Source organism: Ralstonia sp. Ralssp135 (assembly GCF_047304345.1).
Lineage (GTDB): Bacteria > Pseudomonadota > Gammaproteobacteria > Burkholderiales > Burkholderiaceae > Ralstonia > Ralstonia chuxiongensis.
The window spans coordinates 18,856-34,683 of sequence record NZ_JBGLYZ010000016.1 but is presented as its reverse complement, the minus strand read 5'-3'; the positions used below and the strand labels follow the sequence as shown (position 1 = coordinate 34,683).

The following is a 15,828-nucleotide window of genomic DNA, read 5'->3' as shown; positions in this document are numbered from 1 at the left end:
CCATGCTGCAGCATCGCCGCAGCATGGGCGTGGGAGCGTCAGCCCATGTGCAGGCCGCCGTTGAGGGAGAAGTCCGCGCCGGTGGAGAAGCCGGACTCTTCAGATGCCAGCCATGCGCAGATCGAGGCAATCTCGGTCGGCTCGCCCAGGCGCTTGACCGGGATCGTGCCAATAATCTTGTCGAGCACATCCTGACGAATCGCTTTCACCATGTCGGTGGCGATGTAGCCGGGCGACACCGTGTTGACCGTCACGCCCTTGGTGGCAACTTCCTGCGCCAGCGCCATCGTGAAGCCATGCAAGCCAGCCTTGGCCGTCGAGTAGTTGGTCTGACCAAACTGCCCCTTCTGGCCGTTCACCGACGAGATGTTGACGATACGGCCCCAGCCGCGATCGGCCATGCCGTCGATGACCTGCTTGGTCACGTTGAACAGCGAAGTCAGGTTGGTGTCGATCACTGCATCCCAGTCGGCGCGGGTCATCTTGCGGAACACCACGTCGCGCGTGATGCCGGCGTTGTTGATCAGGACATCCACCTCGCCCACTTCGGCCTTGACCTTGTCGAACGCGGCCTTGGTGGACTCCCAATCGCCGACGTTGCCCTCGGACGGCACGAAATCGAAACCCAGCGCCTTTTGTTGTTCGAGCCATTTCGCCTTGCGCGGCGAGTTCGGGCCGCAGCCTGCGACAACGGTGAAGCCGTCGCGCGCCAAGCGCTGGCAAATCGCCGTTCCGATACCGCCCATGCCACCGGTGACGTATGCAATGCGTTTGGTCATGTCCACTCCTATTCCTTGTTGTTAGAACTGCCCGGACTCTTGCCAGGCAGCGGATGCTCAGGTGTCTCGGATTGGCGTGTGCGGTATTCGTTCCACCCCACGCCAATCCCACTGCAAAAAACTTACGGACGCTCGACCGCCAGCGCCACGCCCATGCCGCCGCCGATACACAGCGAGGCCAGGCCCTTCTTCGCATCGCGCTTCTGCATTTCGTGCAGCAGCGTGACCAGGATGCGGCAGCCCGACGCGCCGATCGGGTGACCGATCGCAATCGCACCGCCATTGACGTTGACCTTGGACGTATCCCAGCCCATCTGCTGATGCACGGCCAGCGCCTGAGCGGCAAACGCCTCGTTGATCTCCATCAGGTCTAGGTCGCCCACCGACCAGCCGGCGCGCGACAGGCAGCGCTTCGATGCCGGTACCGGGCCCATGCCCATGACCTTCGGGTCCAGGCCTGCGCTCGCGTAAGCGCGGATCGTAGCCAGCGGCGTCAGGCCCAGTTCCTTGGCCTTGGCGGCCGACATCACCACGACAGCGGCGGCGCCATCGTTCAGGCCCGATGCGTTGGCCGCCGTCACCGTGCCGGCCTTGTCGAAGGCGGGCTTCAACCCAACCATCGATTCGAGCGTGGCGCCATGGCGAACGAACTCATCCTGCGTGAAGGCAATCGGATCGCCCTTGCGCTGCGGAATCAGGATCGGAACGATTTCGTCATTGAAACGGCCCGACTTCTGCGCAGCTTCAGCCTTGTTCTGCGAAGCCACGGCAAACTCGTCCTGCGCTTCACGCGTGATGCCGTACTCCTTGGCAACGTTCTCGGCCGTGATGCCCATGTGGTATTGGTTGTAGACGTCCCACAGCCCATCCACAATCATCGAATCGATCAGCTTGGCATCGCCCATGCGGAAACCATCGCGCGAGCCCGGCAAGACGTGCGGCGCGGCGGACATGTTTTCCTGGCCACCGGCCACGACGATCTCGGCATCGCCGGCCATGATGGCGTTGGCCGCCAACATCACGGCCTTCAGGCCCGATCCGCACACCTTGTTGATGGTCAGACCGGGCACCATGTTCGGCAGCCCAGCCTTGATGACGGACTGGCGCGCCGGGTTCTGGCCCGAGCCGGCAGTCAGCACTTGGCCCATGATGACTTCGCTCACCTGGTCCGGTGCCACCTTGGCACGCGCCAGTGCTTCGCGGATAACGGCTGCGCCAAGCTCAGGCGCAGCGATCTTCGCCAGCGAGCCACCAAACTTGCCCACGGCGGTGCGTACCGCCGATACGATCACAACATCGGTCATTTGCTTACCTTCCACTGTCGAAAGAGAGGGTCGTTGGACACCGTCAGCGGCCGAAGCCGCGACGGCAACGGGGGTTCATGCGCGCGATCTTACGCTTTCTGTTTGACGTAGCGGCCAGGCGCCGGCTCGATAGCCGGGTAGTCCGCATTGCCGTAGCTCTTGGGTGCAGCCTTCTGCGCGCCGGCGTGTGATGCCAGCCAGGTAGACCAATCCGGCCACCAGCTGCCCGGATGCTCCTTGGCACCCTCGAGCCACGCATCGGCGGTATCGGGCAGCTTGGCATTGATCCAGTGCGAACGCTTGTTGGCCGCGGGCGGGTTGATCACGCCTGCGATATGTCCCGAGGCACCCAGCACGAAACGCCGCTTGCCCTTGAGCAGCGGCACGGAGCCATAAGCGGACTTCCATGGGACGATGTGGTCTTCACGCGAGCCGTAGATGTAGACCGGCACGTCGATCTTGCCGAGATCCACCGGCGTGCCGTTCACCTTCAGCTTGCCCGGCGTTTTGAGGTCGTTCTGCAGATACGTGTGGCGCAGATACCAGCAGTACCACGGGCCTGGCAGGTTGGTGGAGTCGCCATTCCAGTACAGCAGGTCGAACGGCGCGGGCGTCTTGCCCTTCAGATAATTCTCAACAACGTAGTTCCAGACCAGATCATTCGGTCGCAGGAACGAGAACGTGTTTGCCAGCTCGACACCACGCAGCAGGCCCGGGCCGGTCGGCGCATTGCTGCCGATGGTCTTCTCCCGCATTTCCACCTGAGCTTGATCGACGAACACGTCGAGAATGCCGGTGTCCGTAAAGTCGAGCAGCGTGGTCAGCAGCGTCAGGCTTGCCGCCGGATGCTCGCCGCGCGCAGCCAGCACCGCGAGTGCAGTCGACAGGATCGTTCCACCCACACAGAAGCCCAGCACATTGATCTGGTCCTGCGCAGAGATTTCGCGCGCTACGCGAATGGCCTCGATCGCGCCGCCTTCGATGTAGTCGTCCCATGTGCGGGACGCCATGCTCGCGTCCGGATTGCGCCACGACACCAGGAACACGGTGTTGCCCTGCTCCACCGCATAGCGCACAAGCGAATTGGCCGGCTGCAGATCCAGGATGTAGAACTTGTTGATGCACGGCGGCACCAGCAGCAGCGGACGCGCATGCACCTTGGCCGTCAGCGGCTTGTACTGAATGAGCTGGAAATAATCGTTCTCGAAGACGACGGCGCCTTCGCTGTTGGCGACATTGCGGCCGATCTCGAACGCCGTTTCGTCGGTCTGCGAGATCTTGCCCCGCTCCATGTCCTGCAGCATGTTCAGGATGCCGGTACGCAGGGATTCGCCACGCGATTCAATCAGATGCTTCTGGGCCTCTGGGTTGGTCGCAAGGAAGTTGGACGGCGACATGGCGGCCGTCCATTGCGACACGGCAAAACGCACGCGCTCGCGGGTCTTGGCGTCCGCTTGCACGGCGTCTGCCATTTCCATCAGCGTGCGGGCGTTGAGCACGTAGAACGCAGCGGCGTAGCCGTAGAGCGGACTCTTGCGCCAGGCATCGTTCGAGAAACGGCGATCAGACGGCGCCACAGCCTCGGCGCTTTCGCCGGTGCTCATGTGGCGCCAGATCTGGAGCCACTCTTCAAGATATTTCTGCTGAATTTCGGCCAGCCGCTCGTGCGGGATCAGCGCGAAGGGAACCGCGCCTTCGCCCATCGCTGCGCCGTTGAACTGGCCAAGACCCGGCGCCGCGGCACCGGGTTGTGCGAAGGCGCCCGCAAAGGCTTGCCATTGCTTGAACTGCTCTGCCCACTGCGTAGGGTCCGACAAGCCCTGCCAGGGAGCTTGAGTGTGGGCGCTAGATGCTTTGGATGATGTCGATTGACGCGATGCCATAGTGCCCTCGATCCGACGATATGCGCCGCTCCGGTTGGAACGGCGGCGCAACTCGTAGTATTGCGGGGCATTGTTGCCTTGCCGTTTCAAGGCTGTCAATCGGAGTTAGTTAATGATCGGCCGGAAACGTAGAGCCAGCGCGGGTTTTTGCACATTCGCCGAAAACGGCTCCGACCAAATGGTTAAGCACAGAACCGGGGCTATGGTCCAATTTGCGCAATTTCGTGCGAGACTGCTGCATTGCGCCAATGCCGGGCACCGCTTTTTCCCATGTATATCGTCGCCATCGCCTGGCTCTACGTCGTGTTGATGATGTCCTTGACTGAGCAATCTTGGATTGCCGGCATCGGCACATTTGTCTTCTACGGCGTGGCGCCGCTATCGCTCTTCCTCTGGATTGTCGGCACGCCGGCACGCAGGCGCCGCCGCAAGGCCCAAGAAGCCGCGCAGGACAAGTCGGACACCGCCCCAACACTGAGCAGCGACACAGGCGACGGCGCCGCCTGAACGCTCACTCTGCGCGCCAGACCAACGTGGCCATGCGGCCCGTGGTGCGCTCCCGACGGTACGAATAGAAGCGCTCGGCGTCCGTCATCGTGCACAGGCCGCCGCCGTACACGTCAGTACAGCCGGCACGTGCCAGCCGCAGTCGGGCCAACGCATACAGATCAGCGAAGAACTTGCCCGCGGATGCGCCTTCCACGAAAGCCGCCTGGGTAGCAGGTAATTCACCTGGCTGAGCGGCGTCGATAAAGGCCTGGCGCACTTCCGCACCCACTTCAAAGCACGATGGCCCAATGGCCGGCCCCAGCCATGCCAACCACGTTGGATCGGCTTCCTGGCCACTGGCGCGCAATCGTTGCGTCATCGCATCCAGCGTGCGCTCAATCACGCCACCGCATAGACCGCGCCACCCCGCATGCGCCGCACCCACGGTTACGCCGCGAGCGTCGCTCAGCAAGACAGGCAGGCAATCTGCCGTCATGACCGCGCAGACGCGATCCCGCCACGACGCCACCGCCGCATCGGCAACCACAGGCGCGGACGTGCCGACGAGTTGATCAAGATCCGCCACGCCGGTGCCGTGCACCTGCTCCATCCACGTCGGCTCGACGGGTAGCGCTGCACGCAAGATGCGGCGGTTCTGTTCAACGGCTTCCGGTGCATCGCCGACGTGCAGGCCAAGGTTCAGGCCACCGGGCAAGCCACCGGCCAATCCGTAAGGCCCTGTGCTGACACCACCCACGCGGGTCGTGGCCAGCGCTTTGACATGCGGATGCGCGGGCCAGTCGGGGACGATCCAGTCAGTTGATATCGGCATCGGGATCCAGGTCGAGGGCTTCCAGCAGATCGGCGAAATCATCGGGCACGCCGACTTCCCAATGCACCGATTTGCCCGACGCAGGATGCACGAGCCCCAGGCGCACTGCGTGCAGCGCCTGCCGCGTAAATGGCACCGGTAGCGGCGCCTTGATCGTCTGCGGCTTGCCACGGCGGAAATTGCGCGTATAGACCGGATCGCCAAGCAGCGGATGCCCCTCCGATTCAAAGTGCACACGGATCTGGTGTGTGCGACCGGTCTCGAGCTGGCAGCGCACCAGCGATACCTGTGCGCGCCCGAGGTCCACCACGTCCAGCGTCTTGAAATGCGTGCGCGCCGGCTTGCCGCTGGCCGTCTCGATGATGGCCATGCGCGTGCGGTCACGCGGGTCGCGGCCGATCGGGGCGTCAATCGTGGCCTCTTCGGGCGTTTCGCCCCACACGAGTGCGAGATAAGTCCGCTTGACGGTACGTGCCTGAAGTTGGCGGACGAGGTCCGTCTGTGCGGGCAGCGTGCGGGCGACCACCATCAGGCCGGAGGTGTCCTTGTCGAGGCGGTGGACGATGCCGGCGCGCGGCAACTCGACGGCGTCGGGATACCGGTGCAGCAGGCCGTTGAGCACCGTGCCACTCCAGTTGCCCGCAGCCGGATGCACCACCAGCCCGGCGGGCTTATTGATGACGAGCAGCGTGTCGTCTTCGTACACCACATCCAGATCGATGGGCTCGGCAACGAAGGCACTTTCGTCGGCCGCGCGCTGCGGGACGACTTCAATGCGGTCACCGCCTGAGATGGCCGCACGCGGGCGCACGACTTCACCCCGCAGGCGCACCGCACCTGCGTCGATCCATTGCTGCAGGCGGCTGCGCGAATAGTCGGGCAGCAGCTTGGCAAGCGCTTTGTCCAGGCGCTCGCCGTGCATGGCTTCGGGAATCTCGACGATGATCGGTTCGGCAGCCGGTGCCGCAGCGGCGGCAGGCAAATCGAGCGCTTCATCATCGAGCGCGTCTTCCGTCTCCGGCGCAGCGAGGGAAACGTCAGCCAGTGCGTCGTCTGACACAGGGCTTGGGCTATAATGCTTGATGCGATTTTTCATTCAGAAAAGGTGCCCATGTCGGTCACGAGCGTAAAGCAGGCGCGTATTGGCAGTCGAATCGGCAGTCGAATCCGCGCACAAATCGGAGCAGTGTTGGTGGCAGGCGTTGCATGTCTGACTATCTCGGCCTGCGGCATCCTGCCGGAACAGCAAGACGAAACTGCTGGCTGGTCAGCTAACAAATTATATTCGGAAGCGAAGGATTCGCTCGACGGCGGTGACTACGCCAAGGCGGTCAAGTACTACGAAAAGCTCGAAAGCCGCTATCCGTTCGGGCCATACGCCCAGCAAGCCCAGATCGAAACCGCCTACGCCAACTACAAGGATGGCGAGACGGCTGCCGCGCTGGCCTCGGTTGATCGCTTCATCCAGCTGCACCCGAATCACCCCAGCGTGGATTACGCCTACTACCTCAAGGGCCTGATCAACTTCAACGACAACCTGGGCTGGCTCGGCCGCTTCTCGAACCAGGACTTGAGCGAGCGCGACCCGAAGGCCGCACGCGCCGCCTACGACGCGTTCAAGACGCTGATCACGCGTTTCCCGAACAGCAAATACACGCCGGACGCCACGCAGCGCATGCAGTACATCGTGAACGCGATGGCCGAGCATGAAGTGGGCGCCGCGCGCTACTACTATCGCCGTGGCGCTTACCTGGCCGCTGTCAACCGCGCACAGGACGCCATCAAGGATTACGACCGCGCCCCCGCTGTGGAAGAAGCGCTGTACATCATGATGAAGTCGTACGAAGCGCTGGGCATGAAAGACATGCGCGACGATACCGAACGCATCATCAAGCAGAACTACCCGAAGAGCAACTTCCTCGCCTACGGCCAGCGCAAGAAAGACAAGCCCTGGTACCAATGGTGGTAAGCAAGGCTTGAACTGCACAGCAAAAAGCCCGGTCGATTGGCCGGGCTTTTTGTTTGTGCGTGCGAGTCAGTCATCCGTTTCGGTCGACTGCGGAACATCCGGATCCGGCCGCAGGGACCGCAGGAACTCGGCGGCGGTCTCGGCCTCGCGCGTACGCTTGAACGGCGGCAGGCTCTGCCAGATCTGGCGACCGTAGTTTTTCTCGACCAAGCGAGGGTCGCAGATCATCAGCACGCCGCGATCGGTCTCCGAGCGAATCAGCCGGCCGGCACCTTGCTTGAGCGTGATCACCGCATGCGGCAGCTGGTGCACAGCAAACGGGCTCAGCCCCTTTTTCTCCAGCGCTTCCATGCGGGCGCTCAGCACCGGGTCATCGGGCGGGGCGAACGGCAATTTATCGATGACGACCAGAGAGAGCGCCTCGCCGCGTACGTCCACGCCCTCCCAGAAGCTTTGACTGCCGATCAGCACGGCGTTGCCGAGCGCGCGGAAACGGTCCAGCAACTCCGTACGGCTGGCCTGGCCCTGCACAAGCAGCGGGAAATCCCACCCGCGTTGCGCGAATTCGTCCGTCAAGCGTTCGGCGGCGCGGTTCACGGCGCGCAGCGTCGTGCATAGCAGGAACGTCTTGCCACCCGCCGCTTCGATCAGCGGCAAAGTGGCGTCGAGTACCGCATCGGTAAAACGCGGATCGCTCGGCTGCGGCAGGTCGCGCGGCACATAGAGCAAGCCTTGCGATGCATAGTCGAACGGGCTGTCGAGCGTCATCGAGCGATCACGATCCAAGCCCAACTGTGCGGCGTAGTGCGTGAAGTTGCCGCGCACCGAAAGCGTGGCCGAGGTGAAGACCCACGCGCGCGGCTGGCCGGCACGTTGGCGCGAAAAAATTGGCGCGATCGATAACGGCGTCAGATGCAATTGCACGGAATTGGCGAACACCTCGACCCAGCGCACACGTTCGTCGACAGGGGCCGCGCTCTTGCCCTCCTTGCCCTCGTCGTCACTTTCCTTCTTTGGCGCCTTCGGGGGTTTGGGATCGACCCACGCCTCAAGCTTTTCACACAGCGCCACGGCGCGGCGATGGCACTGCTCGATGGTCTCTGCGCGTTCGGCCTGGGCTTCCAGCGCGCCGGTAAAGTCGGAAAGTGCCTGCTCCAGCTTCGGCAACACCTCGTAAAACGGCTTGGCGAGTGCCGCATCATTGTCGATCTGCTTGATCGACAGGCGTGAGCCGTCCTGGCGGAAAACAAGACGCAGATCGCGCGCGGCACGCTCCAGCGGCGCCGCAATCGCAACCCAATCCACCGCATCACGTGCGTGCGAAAGGCCTTCGGCCACGCTGTCGCGCGCAAGCTCGAGAATCTGGTTCGTGGAGATGGTCTCGCCAAAGAACAACGTGGCGGTTTCGGGCAGCTGGTGGGCTTCGTCGAAGATGATCGTATTTGCAGCGGGCAGCAGTTCGGCCATGCCGGTGTCCTTCAACATCACGTCCGCGAAGAACAGGTGATGGTTGACCACCACCACGTCAGCCTGCTGCGCCTCCTTGCGGGCGCGCATGACAAAGCAGTCTTTGTAATAGGCGCAGTCCGAACCCAGGCAGTTGTCGCGCGTGGACGTGACGAGGTTCCACACCGGCGCGTTCTCGGGCACGCTGGCAAGTTCGGCCTTGTCGCCAGTTTTCGTTGTCTTCAGGAAGAGGTTGATCTGGCGCAGCCACGCGGCGTCCTGGCGCGAAGAAAGGCGCCCGTTCTGCGACGTGCGCTCGACGTGGTAATGGCAGACGTAGTTGGCGCGCCCCTTGAGCAGCGCCACCGACACCGGCGCATTCAGCGCCTTGCGCACGGTCGGGATGTCGCGCAGGAAAAGCTGGTCCTGCAGGTTTTTCGTCCCGGTCGAGAGGATCACCTTGCCGCCCCAAAGCATCGCCGGGACCAGGTAAGCGTAGGTTTTACCGGTGCCAGTGCCGGCCTCGACGATGATCGAATCTGCGGCTTCGATGGCGTTGGCAACGGCCTGCGCCATCGTCAGCTGCGCACTGCGGGGCCGGTAGCCATCGATACCCTTGGCCAGCGTGCCGTCATCGGCAAAGAGCGTCGCCAGCTCGACATGATGGGCATCGGCAGGTGGAGAGGCAGCGGGAACCGAAGCGTCGCTGGCATCGGCGTCGGAATCAGCCGACGGCTCGGCCAGCGGGGAAAGCGAAGTCAACGCGGAATCCGTGGAGTCAAATGACGGAGGCCGCACGTGATTGCGGCCTCTCAGGATGAAAATCGAACCAACTTTGGGCAGGCGCTAAGCCGGCACGTCCGGCTCAAGCTGCAACTGTAGCAGGGTGATGGTGTCCTTGAGTTTCAGGCGGCGCTTCTTGAGGCGGCGCAGCTGCAACTCGTCGTGACCGGCCGTACCTGCCAGCCGATCGATCAGGAAATCGAGATCGCGGTGCTCGATCTGCAATTCAATGATGCGACGCGAGATCGTATTCAGATCGCTGTCCATCGCTCTCCTCCGGAAACCCGGCCTTGGCTGAAGTTTAGAACCCCAGCGGACTGGTGTTGTTCTGGTTTTGCTCTTTGCGGTGCTTGGTTTGTTCGCGGCGCTCTTCCAATTCCTTCTGGCGCTTGGCAGCGTCTTGCTGCTTTTCCTGGAATTGCTTGACGCTTTCCGCACGCTTGGCTGCATTGGCAGCGCCCTGCTCCTGCGCCGCCTTCAGCTTGGCGTCGTAATCGGCCTGCTTCTTGGCCTCAGCCTGCGCATTGGCGGCGCGCTGCGGCGCTTCGGCTTGGCGCTGCGCTTCATTCAGACGCTGCTGCTCCTGCTTGTTCGCGAAATCGGTGCGATTCTTCTGCTCGGCGGCTTCGCGCTGGGGACGCTCGGCGTTGTACTGAGCCTCGCGGATGGCGCGCTCCTGGTCGCGGCGGGCAGCGCGGTCGGCACGCTCGGCTTCGTCCAGTGCCAACTCACGTTCGCGGATGGTGTGGAGCTCCGTGCGACGCACATCCTTGGCCTTGTCGATGCAGCGCGTGACGAAGAATTTATCGTAGCAAGCGCGCTCGGCCTGGGCGTAGCGGTATTCCGCCCATGCTTTGGCGCTGGTGATGCGATCGTGTTCGGCACCGAAATCGGGCTGCGTGGCGGGCACCGCAGCGGCTGGCGCGGAGGCCGGCGGAGACTGGCTCCATGCGGGCGCGGCAAGCAGCGCAACACTAAGCACGGACGCCGGCAGAACCAGACGGGAAGCGCGGCGCGCAGCTGCGCGGCGACGGGCAGAAAACAGGAGCGTAGGCATAACGCGCATTTTATCACCGCGCCTGTGCGGCAAACGCCGCGCGGCCACGGATTTCAGCTCAGGAACAGGGTTCGCGTTGTGGCAAAATGCGCGGCTTTCCATCGCACTCTCTGGAAGCAATGACTGATTCCGTGTTGCAGAAGATCGTCTCCCGCATCGCCATTGAACTGGCGGTCAGGCCGCAGCAGGTTGCCGCCGCCGTGCAACTGCTGGACGAAGGCGCCACCGTGCCCTTCATTGCACGTTACCGAAAGGAAGTGACGGACAACCTGGACGACACGCAACTGCGCAACCTGGAAGAGCGCCTGCTGTACCTGCGCGAACTGGAAGGCCGCCGCGCAGCCATCCTGGCTTCCATTGAAGAGCAAGGCAAGCTGACCGATGCCCTGCGCACCGCCATCGAGGCGGCCGAGACCAAGCAGGTGCTGGAAGATCTCTACCTGCCCTACAAGCCCAAGCGCCGCACGCGCGCCCAGATCGCCCGCGAATGCGGCCTTGAGCCGTTGGCCCAGGCCCTGCTGGCCGACCCGACGCTCGATCCTCAAGCGGAAGCCGCCAAGTTCGTCAACGGCAATCCGACCGCCGATGGCGGCGTCCCCGACGTAAAGGCCGCGCTGGACGGCGCGCGCGACATCCTCTCCGAACAATTTGGCGAGACGGCCGAGCTGCTGGGCAAGGTGCGCGACCACCTTTGGAATCAGGGCCAGGTTTCGTCGACGGTGGTGGAAGGCAAGGAAACTGCCGAAGAAGAGAAATTCCGCGATTACTACGCCTACAGCGAACCGATCCGCAATGTGCCGTCGCACCGCGCATTGGCGCTATTCCGCGGCCGCAACGCGGGCGTGCTGTTCGTCAAGCTCGGTTTGGGCGAAGAACAGGACGCGCTGAGTCCCCACCCGTGCGAAGTCATGATCGCGCGCCATGTCGGCATCGAAAACAAGGGCCGCCCGGCTGACAAGTGGCTGTCGGATGTATGCCGCTGGTGCTGGCGCGTAAAGGTCCAGCCGCATATCGAAACCGAGCTGCTCACGCAGCTGCGCGAATCCGCCGAGGCCGAGGCCATCAAGATCTTCGGTCGCAATCTGCACGACCTGCTGCTGGCGGCGCCGGCTGGCCCCAAGGCAGTAATGGGCGTCGATCCGGGCATCCGCACGGGCTGCAAGATCGCCGTGGTTGACCACACCGGCAAGCTGCTTGAAACCGCCACGATCTACCCGCACGAACCGCGCCGCGACTGGAACGGTTCGCTGGCCACCCTCGCGCGGTTGGCCAAGCAGCACGGCGTGGCACTGGTTTCCATCGGCAACGGCACAGCAAGCCGCGAGACCGACAAGCTGGTGCAAGACCTCATGCGTAACGCGCCGGAGCTGAAGCTGACCAAGATCGTGGTGAGCGAGGCCGGCGCGTCGGTGTATTCGGCGTCGGAGCTGGCGGCCAAGGAATTCCCGGAGCTGGATGTGTCGCTGCGTGGCGCGGTGTCGATCGCGCGTCGCCTGCAAGATCCGCTGGCCGAACTCGTGAAGATCGACCCGAAGTCGATCGGCGTCGGCCAATATCAGCACGACGTGAACCAGCGCGAGCTGGCCCGCGCGCTGGACGCCATCGTCGAGGATTGCGTCAACGCGGTCGGCGTGGATGTGAACACGGCCTCTGCCCCGCTACTGGCGCGTGTCTCGGGGCTGAACTCGATTCTTGCCAAGAACATCGTCGAATATCGTGATGCCAACGGCGCGTTCACCAACCGCGACGCGCTCAAGAAAGTGCCGCGCCTGGGCGACAAAACCTTCGAGCAGGCCGCCGGCTTTCTGCGCATCAATGACGGCGACAATCCGCTCGATCGCTCCTCGGTGCACCCCGAGGCGTATCCGGTGGTCAAGCGCATTCTGGACAGCATCAAGAAAGGCATCGGCGACGTGCTCGGCAACCGCGAGGCGCTGCGCGGCCTGACCGCTCGCGACTTCACCGACGAGAAGTTCGGCCTGCCGACCGTCGTCGACATTCTTTCTGAACTGGAGAAGCCCGGCCGCGACCCCCGCCCCGAGTTCAAGACGGCGACATTCCAGGACGGCGTGGAAGACATCAAGGACCTGCAGCCGGGCATGGTGCTCGAAGGCGTGGTGACAAACGTGGCAGCGTTTGGCGCGTTCATCGACATCGGCGTGCATCAGGATGGTCTGGTACACGTGTCGGCGCTGTCGACCAAGTTCGTGCGCGACCCGCACGAGGTGGTCAAGCCCGGCCAGATCGTCAAGGTCAAGGTGATGGAAGTCGACGTGAAGCGTAACCGCATTGGTCTGACGATGCGCCTGTCTGACGAGCCCGGCCAGGCAGCTGCGCGTACCGGCGGCGGTGATCGCCCGAGCAGTAGCGGCAATCGCCACGGCGGCCAGCAGCGTCGCGCGCCGGAACCGTCCGGCGCCATGGCGGAAGCCTTCGCCAAGCTCAAGCGCTAACGCAGATTCTGTTTAGCGGAGCCCGCCCGGTTTTCGGACTCGGCGGGTTTTTTCATGGCTGAGCGCATCCGTTACAAGTCCTTACGCGCATGGATCTTTCCTAACACTCGCGCGTCGTCGACCCGCCTTATCGGCCCGTTATGGAGACACAGGCACACACCGCCTGGCACCCGCGAGGAGAAACTCCATGAAGACGAGCCACACCCTGATCGCTGCCCTGCTTGCTGTTGCCGGTACCGCCGCTTTCGCGCAGAGCACGCCGCCGGCTCCTGTGTCGCCTGTTACGCAAGTCCAGCAAGACAATCAGAAAATTCATCAGGACAACCGTGACATCCGTCACGACAACCGCGACATTCACCACGACCGTGCCGATATCGGCAAAGACAAGACCGCGCTGACTGACGAACGCGCCGAGCGCAACACCGCGCAACGCCGCGAAGACCGCGACCTGGCAAACGGCAACGTCAAGGGTGCCGAATACTGGAGCAAACAACGCGCTCAAGATCAGCATCAGGTCAATGCCGACAGCCGTGACTTGCATCAGGACCGCAAGGACCTGCACGCCAACGTCAAGGATCGCAACCACGACGTACACGCGCGCAACCACGAAGTGCACAAGCGCGACCACGACGCGTCGAAGATCTAACCCGAACATCGCCTGACACCCAAACAAAACGGCCCGTGCGTCTCTCTCGCACGGGCCGTTTGTTATGCAGCGATACGGTCGGTCAGATCTCGACCTTCGTACCCAACTCCACCACACGGTTCGCGGGGATGTGGAAGAAGTCCGAGGGCTTGGCGCCGTTCTGATGCATCCACGCAAACAGACGCTCGCGCCACATCGACATGCCCGGCAACTTGGACGGCACCACCGATTCGCGCGCGATGAAGAACGACGTATCCATCAGCTCGCAGCGCGTGCCGATCTGCGGCTGACCGAGTTCGAGCACGCGGTACACGTCCGGCGTTTCCTTGAAGCCGTATTCCGCCTTGACGATGTAGATGCCGCTGCCCAGATCGCGCACGGACACCCGGTTTTTGTCGTCCACGTAGGGAATATCGCGCGTGACGAAGCTGATAAAGATCACGCGCTCGTGAAGCACGCGGTTGTGCTTGAGGTTATGCAGCAACGACACCGGCACAAACTCGGTATTGCCGGTCAGGAAAACCGCCGTGCCCTCGACACGATGCGGCGGATGCGCCAGCAAGCCCGCCAAGAACGGTTCGAGCGGAATGCCATCCTCCAGGCTGCGAGCACGCAAAAGCTTCTTGCCCTTGTACCAAGTCATCAGCAGGAAGAACACACCGGCGCCCAGCGTCAACGGGAACCAACCTCCATCGCGAATCTTCAAGAGGTTGGCCGAGAAGAATGCCATGTCGACCACCAGGAAACAAAGGCTCACGAGCGTCACAAGCGCCGGGTGCCAACGCCAGACCGAGCGCATCACCACTGCCGCCAGCACTGTCGTGATGACCATCGTGGTCGTCACGGCAATGCCGTAGGCGGCGGCTAGGTTGTCGGACTTCTTGAACGCCAGCACCACGCCCACCACCAGGATCAGCAGCATCCAGTTGACCATCGGCACATAGATCTGGCCGATCTCGGCTTCCGAGGTGTAGCGAATGCGCATGCGCGGCACAAAACCCAGCTGAATCGCCTGGCTCGTCAGCGAAAACGCGCCCGAAATCACGGCCTGCGAGGCAATGACGGTAGCCGCCGCTGCCAGCACCACCATCGGGAGTTGCAACGCTTCCGGCACCGAACGGTAGAACGGGTTTTCGATGGTGCTCGGGTCGGTCAGCAACATCGCGCCTTGGCCGAAGTAGTTCAGCAGCAGGCTCGGCGCCACGATAAAGAACCACGCCCAGCGGATCGGACGGGCGCCGAAGTGGCCCATGTCGGCGTACAGCGCCTCAGCGCCGGTCAGCACCAGGAACACCGAGCCCAGCACAATGAACGCCTGCAGCGCATGGTCGTGCAGGAACGAAATCGCATACATCGGGTTAACGGCCACCAGTATCTGCGGCGCCTTCACCAGATTCATCATGCCCAGCGCGGCCAGCGCGGCAAACCACAGCAGCATCACCGGACCGAACAACTTGCCGACCACCGACGTGCCGCTGCGCTGGATGAAGAACAGCACTGCCAGGATCACGAGCGTGATCGGCAAGACGAACGGCGTCAATGCTGGCGCGGCAATTTCAAGACCTTCCATGGCCGACAGGACAGAGATGGCCGGCGTGATCACCGCATCGCCATAGAACATGCAGGCCCCGAAGACGCCCAGCATCATCAACAGCGACATGCGTTTGGAATTGGTATTGGCCGTACGCAGCGACAGCGCCATCAGCGCAAGGATGCCGCCCTCGCCGTTATTGTCGGCGCGCATGACGAACAGCACATATTTGAGCGACACCACGATCACCATCGCCCAGAACAGCATGGAGATGATGCCGAGCACCGCCCCGCTGGAGAAGGGAATGCCGTGCTCGGGGCTGAAGCACTCCTTGAGCGAATACAGCGGGCTGGTGCCGATGTCTCCGAACACCACACCCACGGCACCAATCACCATGGCGCGCAGGTTCACGTTGGTCTGGGGCGACCCTGTTGCTGTAAGAGCTTGACTCATGAACTTGGAAATCGGGCGGATTGCTGGCCGCTCAAAAAATCGTGCATTGCACAATGAGGGCGGATTGTACTCCCCGCCTCCGCCACGCCAACCCCTCGGGCGGGCATTCGTTGCCGCGGTGCATCACGCTGTACAGCCATACCGATAAAGCGTTCTGCAGGGCCGAAAAAACATTGCCCTGGCACACAGATACCGAATAAAGC

General features: G+C 62.9%; 13 protein-coding genes. 4 read left to right on the top strand and 9 right to left on the bottom strand.

The annotated features are described in order from the left end of the window. Positions 1-38: 38 nt before the first annotated feature. The 3 genes from ACCD03_RS13020 to phaC form a co-directional block, all read right to left on the bottom strand. Positions 39-779: a 3-ketoacyl-ACP reductase gene (locus tag ACCD03_RS13020; protein ID WP_024975562.1), complete on the bottom strand. Its 741-nt coding sequence runs from the start codon at positions 777-779 to the stop codon at positions 39-41. A 122-nt stretch (positions 780-901) separates the two neighbouring features. After that, positions 902-2,083, bottom strand: a complete 1,182-nt coding sequence (locus ACCD03_RS13015) for an acetyl-CoA C-acetyltransferase (RefSeq protein WP_045202952.1) — start codon at positions 2,081-2,083, stop codon at positions 902-904. A gap of 89 nt (positions 2,084-2,172) precedes the next feature. Then, complete coding sequence (gene phaC, locus ACCD03_RS13010; RefSeq protein WP_045202953.1) at positions 2,173-3,966, bottom strand: class I poly(R)-hydroxyalkanoic acid synthase; 1,794 nt, start codon at positions 3,964-3,966, stop codon at positions 2,173-2,175. 270 nt (positions 3,967-4,236) lie between these two features. On the opposite strand from phaC, the gene ACCD03_RS13005 reads away from it, so the two are divergent. Next, positions 4,237-4,473 (top strand): hypothetical protein, encoded by a 237-nt coding sequence (locus ACCD03_RS13005; protein WP_045202954.1) that lies wholly within the window; start codon positions 4,237-4,239, stop codon positions 4,471-4,473. A 4-nt stretch (positions 4,474-4,477) separates the two neighbouring features. On the opposite strand, the gene pgeF is transcribed toward ACCD03_RS13005, so the two are convergent. Next, positions 4,478-5,287, bottom strand: a complete 810-nt coding sequence (gene pgeF / locus ACCD03_RS13000) for a peptidoglycan editing factor PgeF (protein WP_413411875.1) — start codon at positions 5,285-5,287, stop codon at positions 4,478-4,480. After that, positions 5,271-6,383 (bottom strand): RluA family pseudouridine synthase, encoded by a 1,113-nt coding sequence (locus ACCD03_RS12995; RefSeq protein ID WP_325652402.1) that lies wholly within the window; start codon positions 6,381-6,383, stop codon positions 5,271-5,273. The genes pgeF and ACCD03_RS12995 overlap by 17 nt, the downstream gene beginning before the upstream one ends. Before the next feature lie 15 nt (positions 6,384-6,398). Here ACCD03_RS12995 and ACCD03_RS12990 point away from each other — a divergent pair, with 15 nt between their 5' ends. Further along, the gene (locus ACCD03_RS12990) at positions 6,399-7,256 is read left to right on the top strand and encodes an outer membrane protein assembly factor BamD (protein ID WP_413411874.1); all 858 of its coding nucleotides are present in this window, start codon (positions 6,399-6,401) and stop codon (positions 7,254-7,256) included. Between the two features lie 66 nt (positions 7,257-7,322). Here ACCD03_RS12990 and ACCD03_RS12985 read toward each other — a convergent pair whose 3' ends face one another. The 3 genes from ACCD03_RS12985 to ACCD03_RS12975 all read right to left on the bottom strand — a co-directional run bounded on the left by ACCD03_RS12985 (position 7,323) and on the right by ACCD03_RS12975 (position 10,551). Continuing rightward, a complete protein-coding gene (locus ACCD03_RS12985; protein WP_413411873.1) occupies positions 7,323-9,464 on the bottom strand; it encodes an ATP-dependent DNA helicase in 2,142 nt (713 codons plus the stop codon). Positions 9,465-9,548: 84 nt separating this feature from the next. Further along, positions 9,549-9,752: a DUF465 domain-containing protein gene (locus tag ACCD03_RS12980; RefSeq protein WP_024975554.1), complete on the bottom strand. Its 204-nt coding sequence runs from the start codon at positions 9,750-9,752 to the stop codon at positions 9,549-9,551. A 34-nt stretch (positions 9,753-9,786) separates the two neighbouring features. Beyond that, positions 9,787-10,551, bottom strand: coding sequence for a hypothetical protein (locus tag ACCD03_RS12975; protein ID WP_045202959.1), 765 nt, complete (start codon positions 10,549-10,551; stop codon positions 9,787-9,789). Between the two features lie 110 nt (positions 10,552-10,661). Between ACCD03_RS12975 and ACCD03_RS12970 the strand changes: the two genes are divergently transcribed. Further along, entirely contained in the window at positions 10,662-12,995 is a 2,334-nt protein-coding gene (locus ACCD03_RS12970) for a Tex family protein (RefSeq protein ID WP_413411872.1), read from the top strand. 187 nt (positions 12,996-13,182) lie between these two features. Next, positions 13,183-13,641: a hypothetical protein gene (locus ACCD03_RS12965; RefSeq protein ID WP_413411871.1), complete on the top strand. Its 459-nt coding sequence runs from the start codon at positions 13,183-13,185 to the stop codon at positions 13,639-13,641. Positions 13,642-13,723: 82 nt separating this feature from the next. Here ACCD03_RS12965 and ACCD03_RS12960 read toward each other — a convergent pair whose 3' ends face one another. Next, positions 13,724-15,625: a potassium transporter Kup gene (locus ACCD03_RS12960; protein ID WP_413411869.1), complete on the bottom strand. Its 1,902-nt coding sequence runs from the start codon at positions 15,623-15,625 to the stop codon at positions 13,724-13,726. Positions 15,626-15,828 lie beyond the last annotated feature (203 nt).

Excerpts from the sequence above, each read along its gene's own strand:
- ACCD03_RS13020 (WP_024975562.1), bottom strand. The coding sequence starts at position 779 with ATGACCAAACGCATTGCATACGTCACCGGTGGCATGGGCGGTATCGGA.
- ACCD03_RS13015 (WP_045202952.1), bottom strand. The coding sequence starts at position 2,083 with ATGACCGATGTTGTGATCGTATCGGCGGTACGCACCGCCGTGGGCAAG.
- phaC (WP_045202953.1), bottom strand. The coding sequence starts at position 3,966 with ATGGCATCGCGTCAATCGACATCATCCAAAGCATCTAGCGCCCACACT.
- ACCD03_RS13005 (WP_045202954.1), top strand. The coding sequence starts at position 4,237 with ATGTATATCGTCGCCATCGCCTGGCTCTACGTCGTGTTGATGATGTCC.
- pgeF (WP_413411875.1), bottom strand. The coding sequence starts at position 5,287 with ATGCCGATATCAACTGACTGGATCGTCCCCGACTGGCCCGCGCATCCG.
- ACCD03_RS12995 (WP_325652402.1), bottom strand. The coding sequence starts at position 6,383 with ATGAAAAATCGCATCAAGCATTATAGCCCAAGCCCTGTGTCAGACGAC.
- ACCD03_RS12990 (WP_413411874.1), top strand. The coding sequence starts at position 6,399 with ATGTCGGTCACGAGCGTAAAGCAGGCGCGTATTGGCAGTCGAATCGGC.
- ACCD03_RS12980 (WP_024975554.1), bottom strand. The coding sequence starts at position 9,752 with ATGGACAGCGATCTGAATACGATCTCGCGTCGCATCATTGAATTGCAG.
- ACCD03_RS12975 (WP_045202959.1), bottom strand. The coding sequence starts at position 10,551 with ATGCGCGTTATGCCTACGCTCCTGTTTTCTGCCCGTCGCCGCGCAGCT.
- ACCD03_RS12970 (WP_413411872.1), top strand. The coding sequence starts at position 10,662 with ATGACTGATTCCGTGTTGCAGAAGATCGTCTCCCGCATCGCCATTGAA.
- ACCD03_RS12965 (WP_413411871.1), top strand. The coding sequence starts at position 13,183 with ATGAAGACGAGCCACACCCTGATCGCTGCCCTGCTTGCTGTTGCCGGT.
- ACCD03_RS12960 (WP_413411869.1), bottom strand. The coding sequence starts at position 15,625 with ATGAGTCAAGCTCTTACAGCAACAGGGTCGCCCCAGACCAACGTGAAC.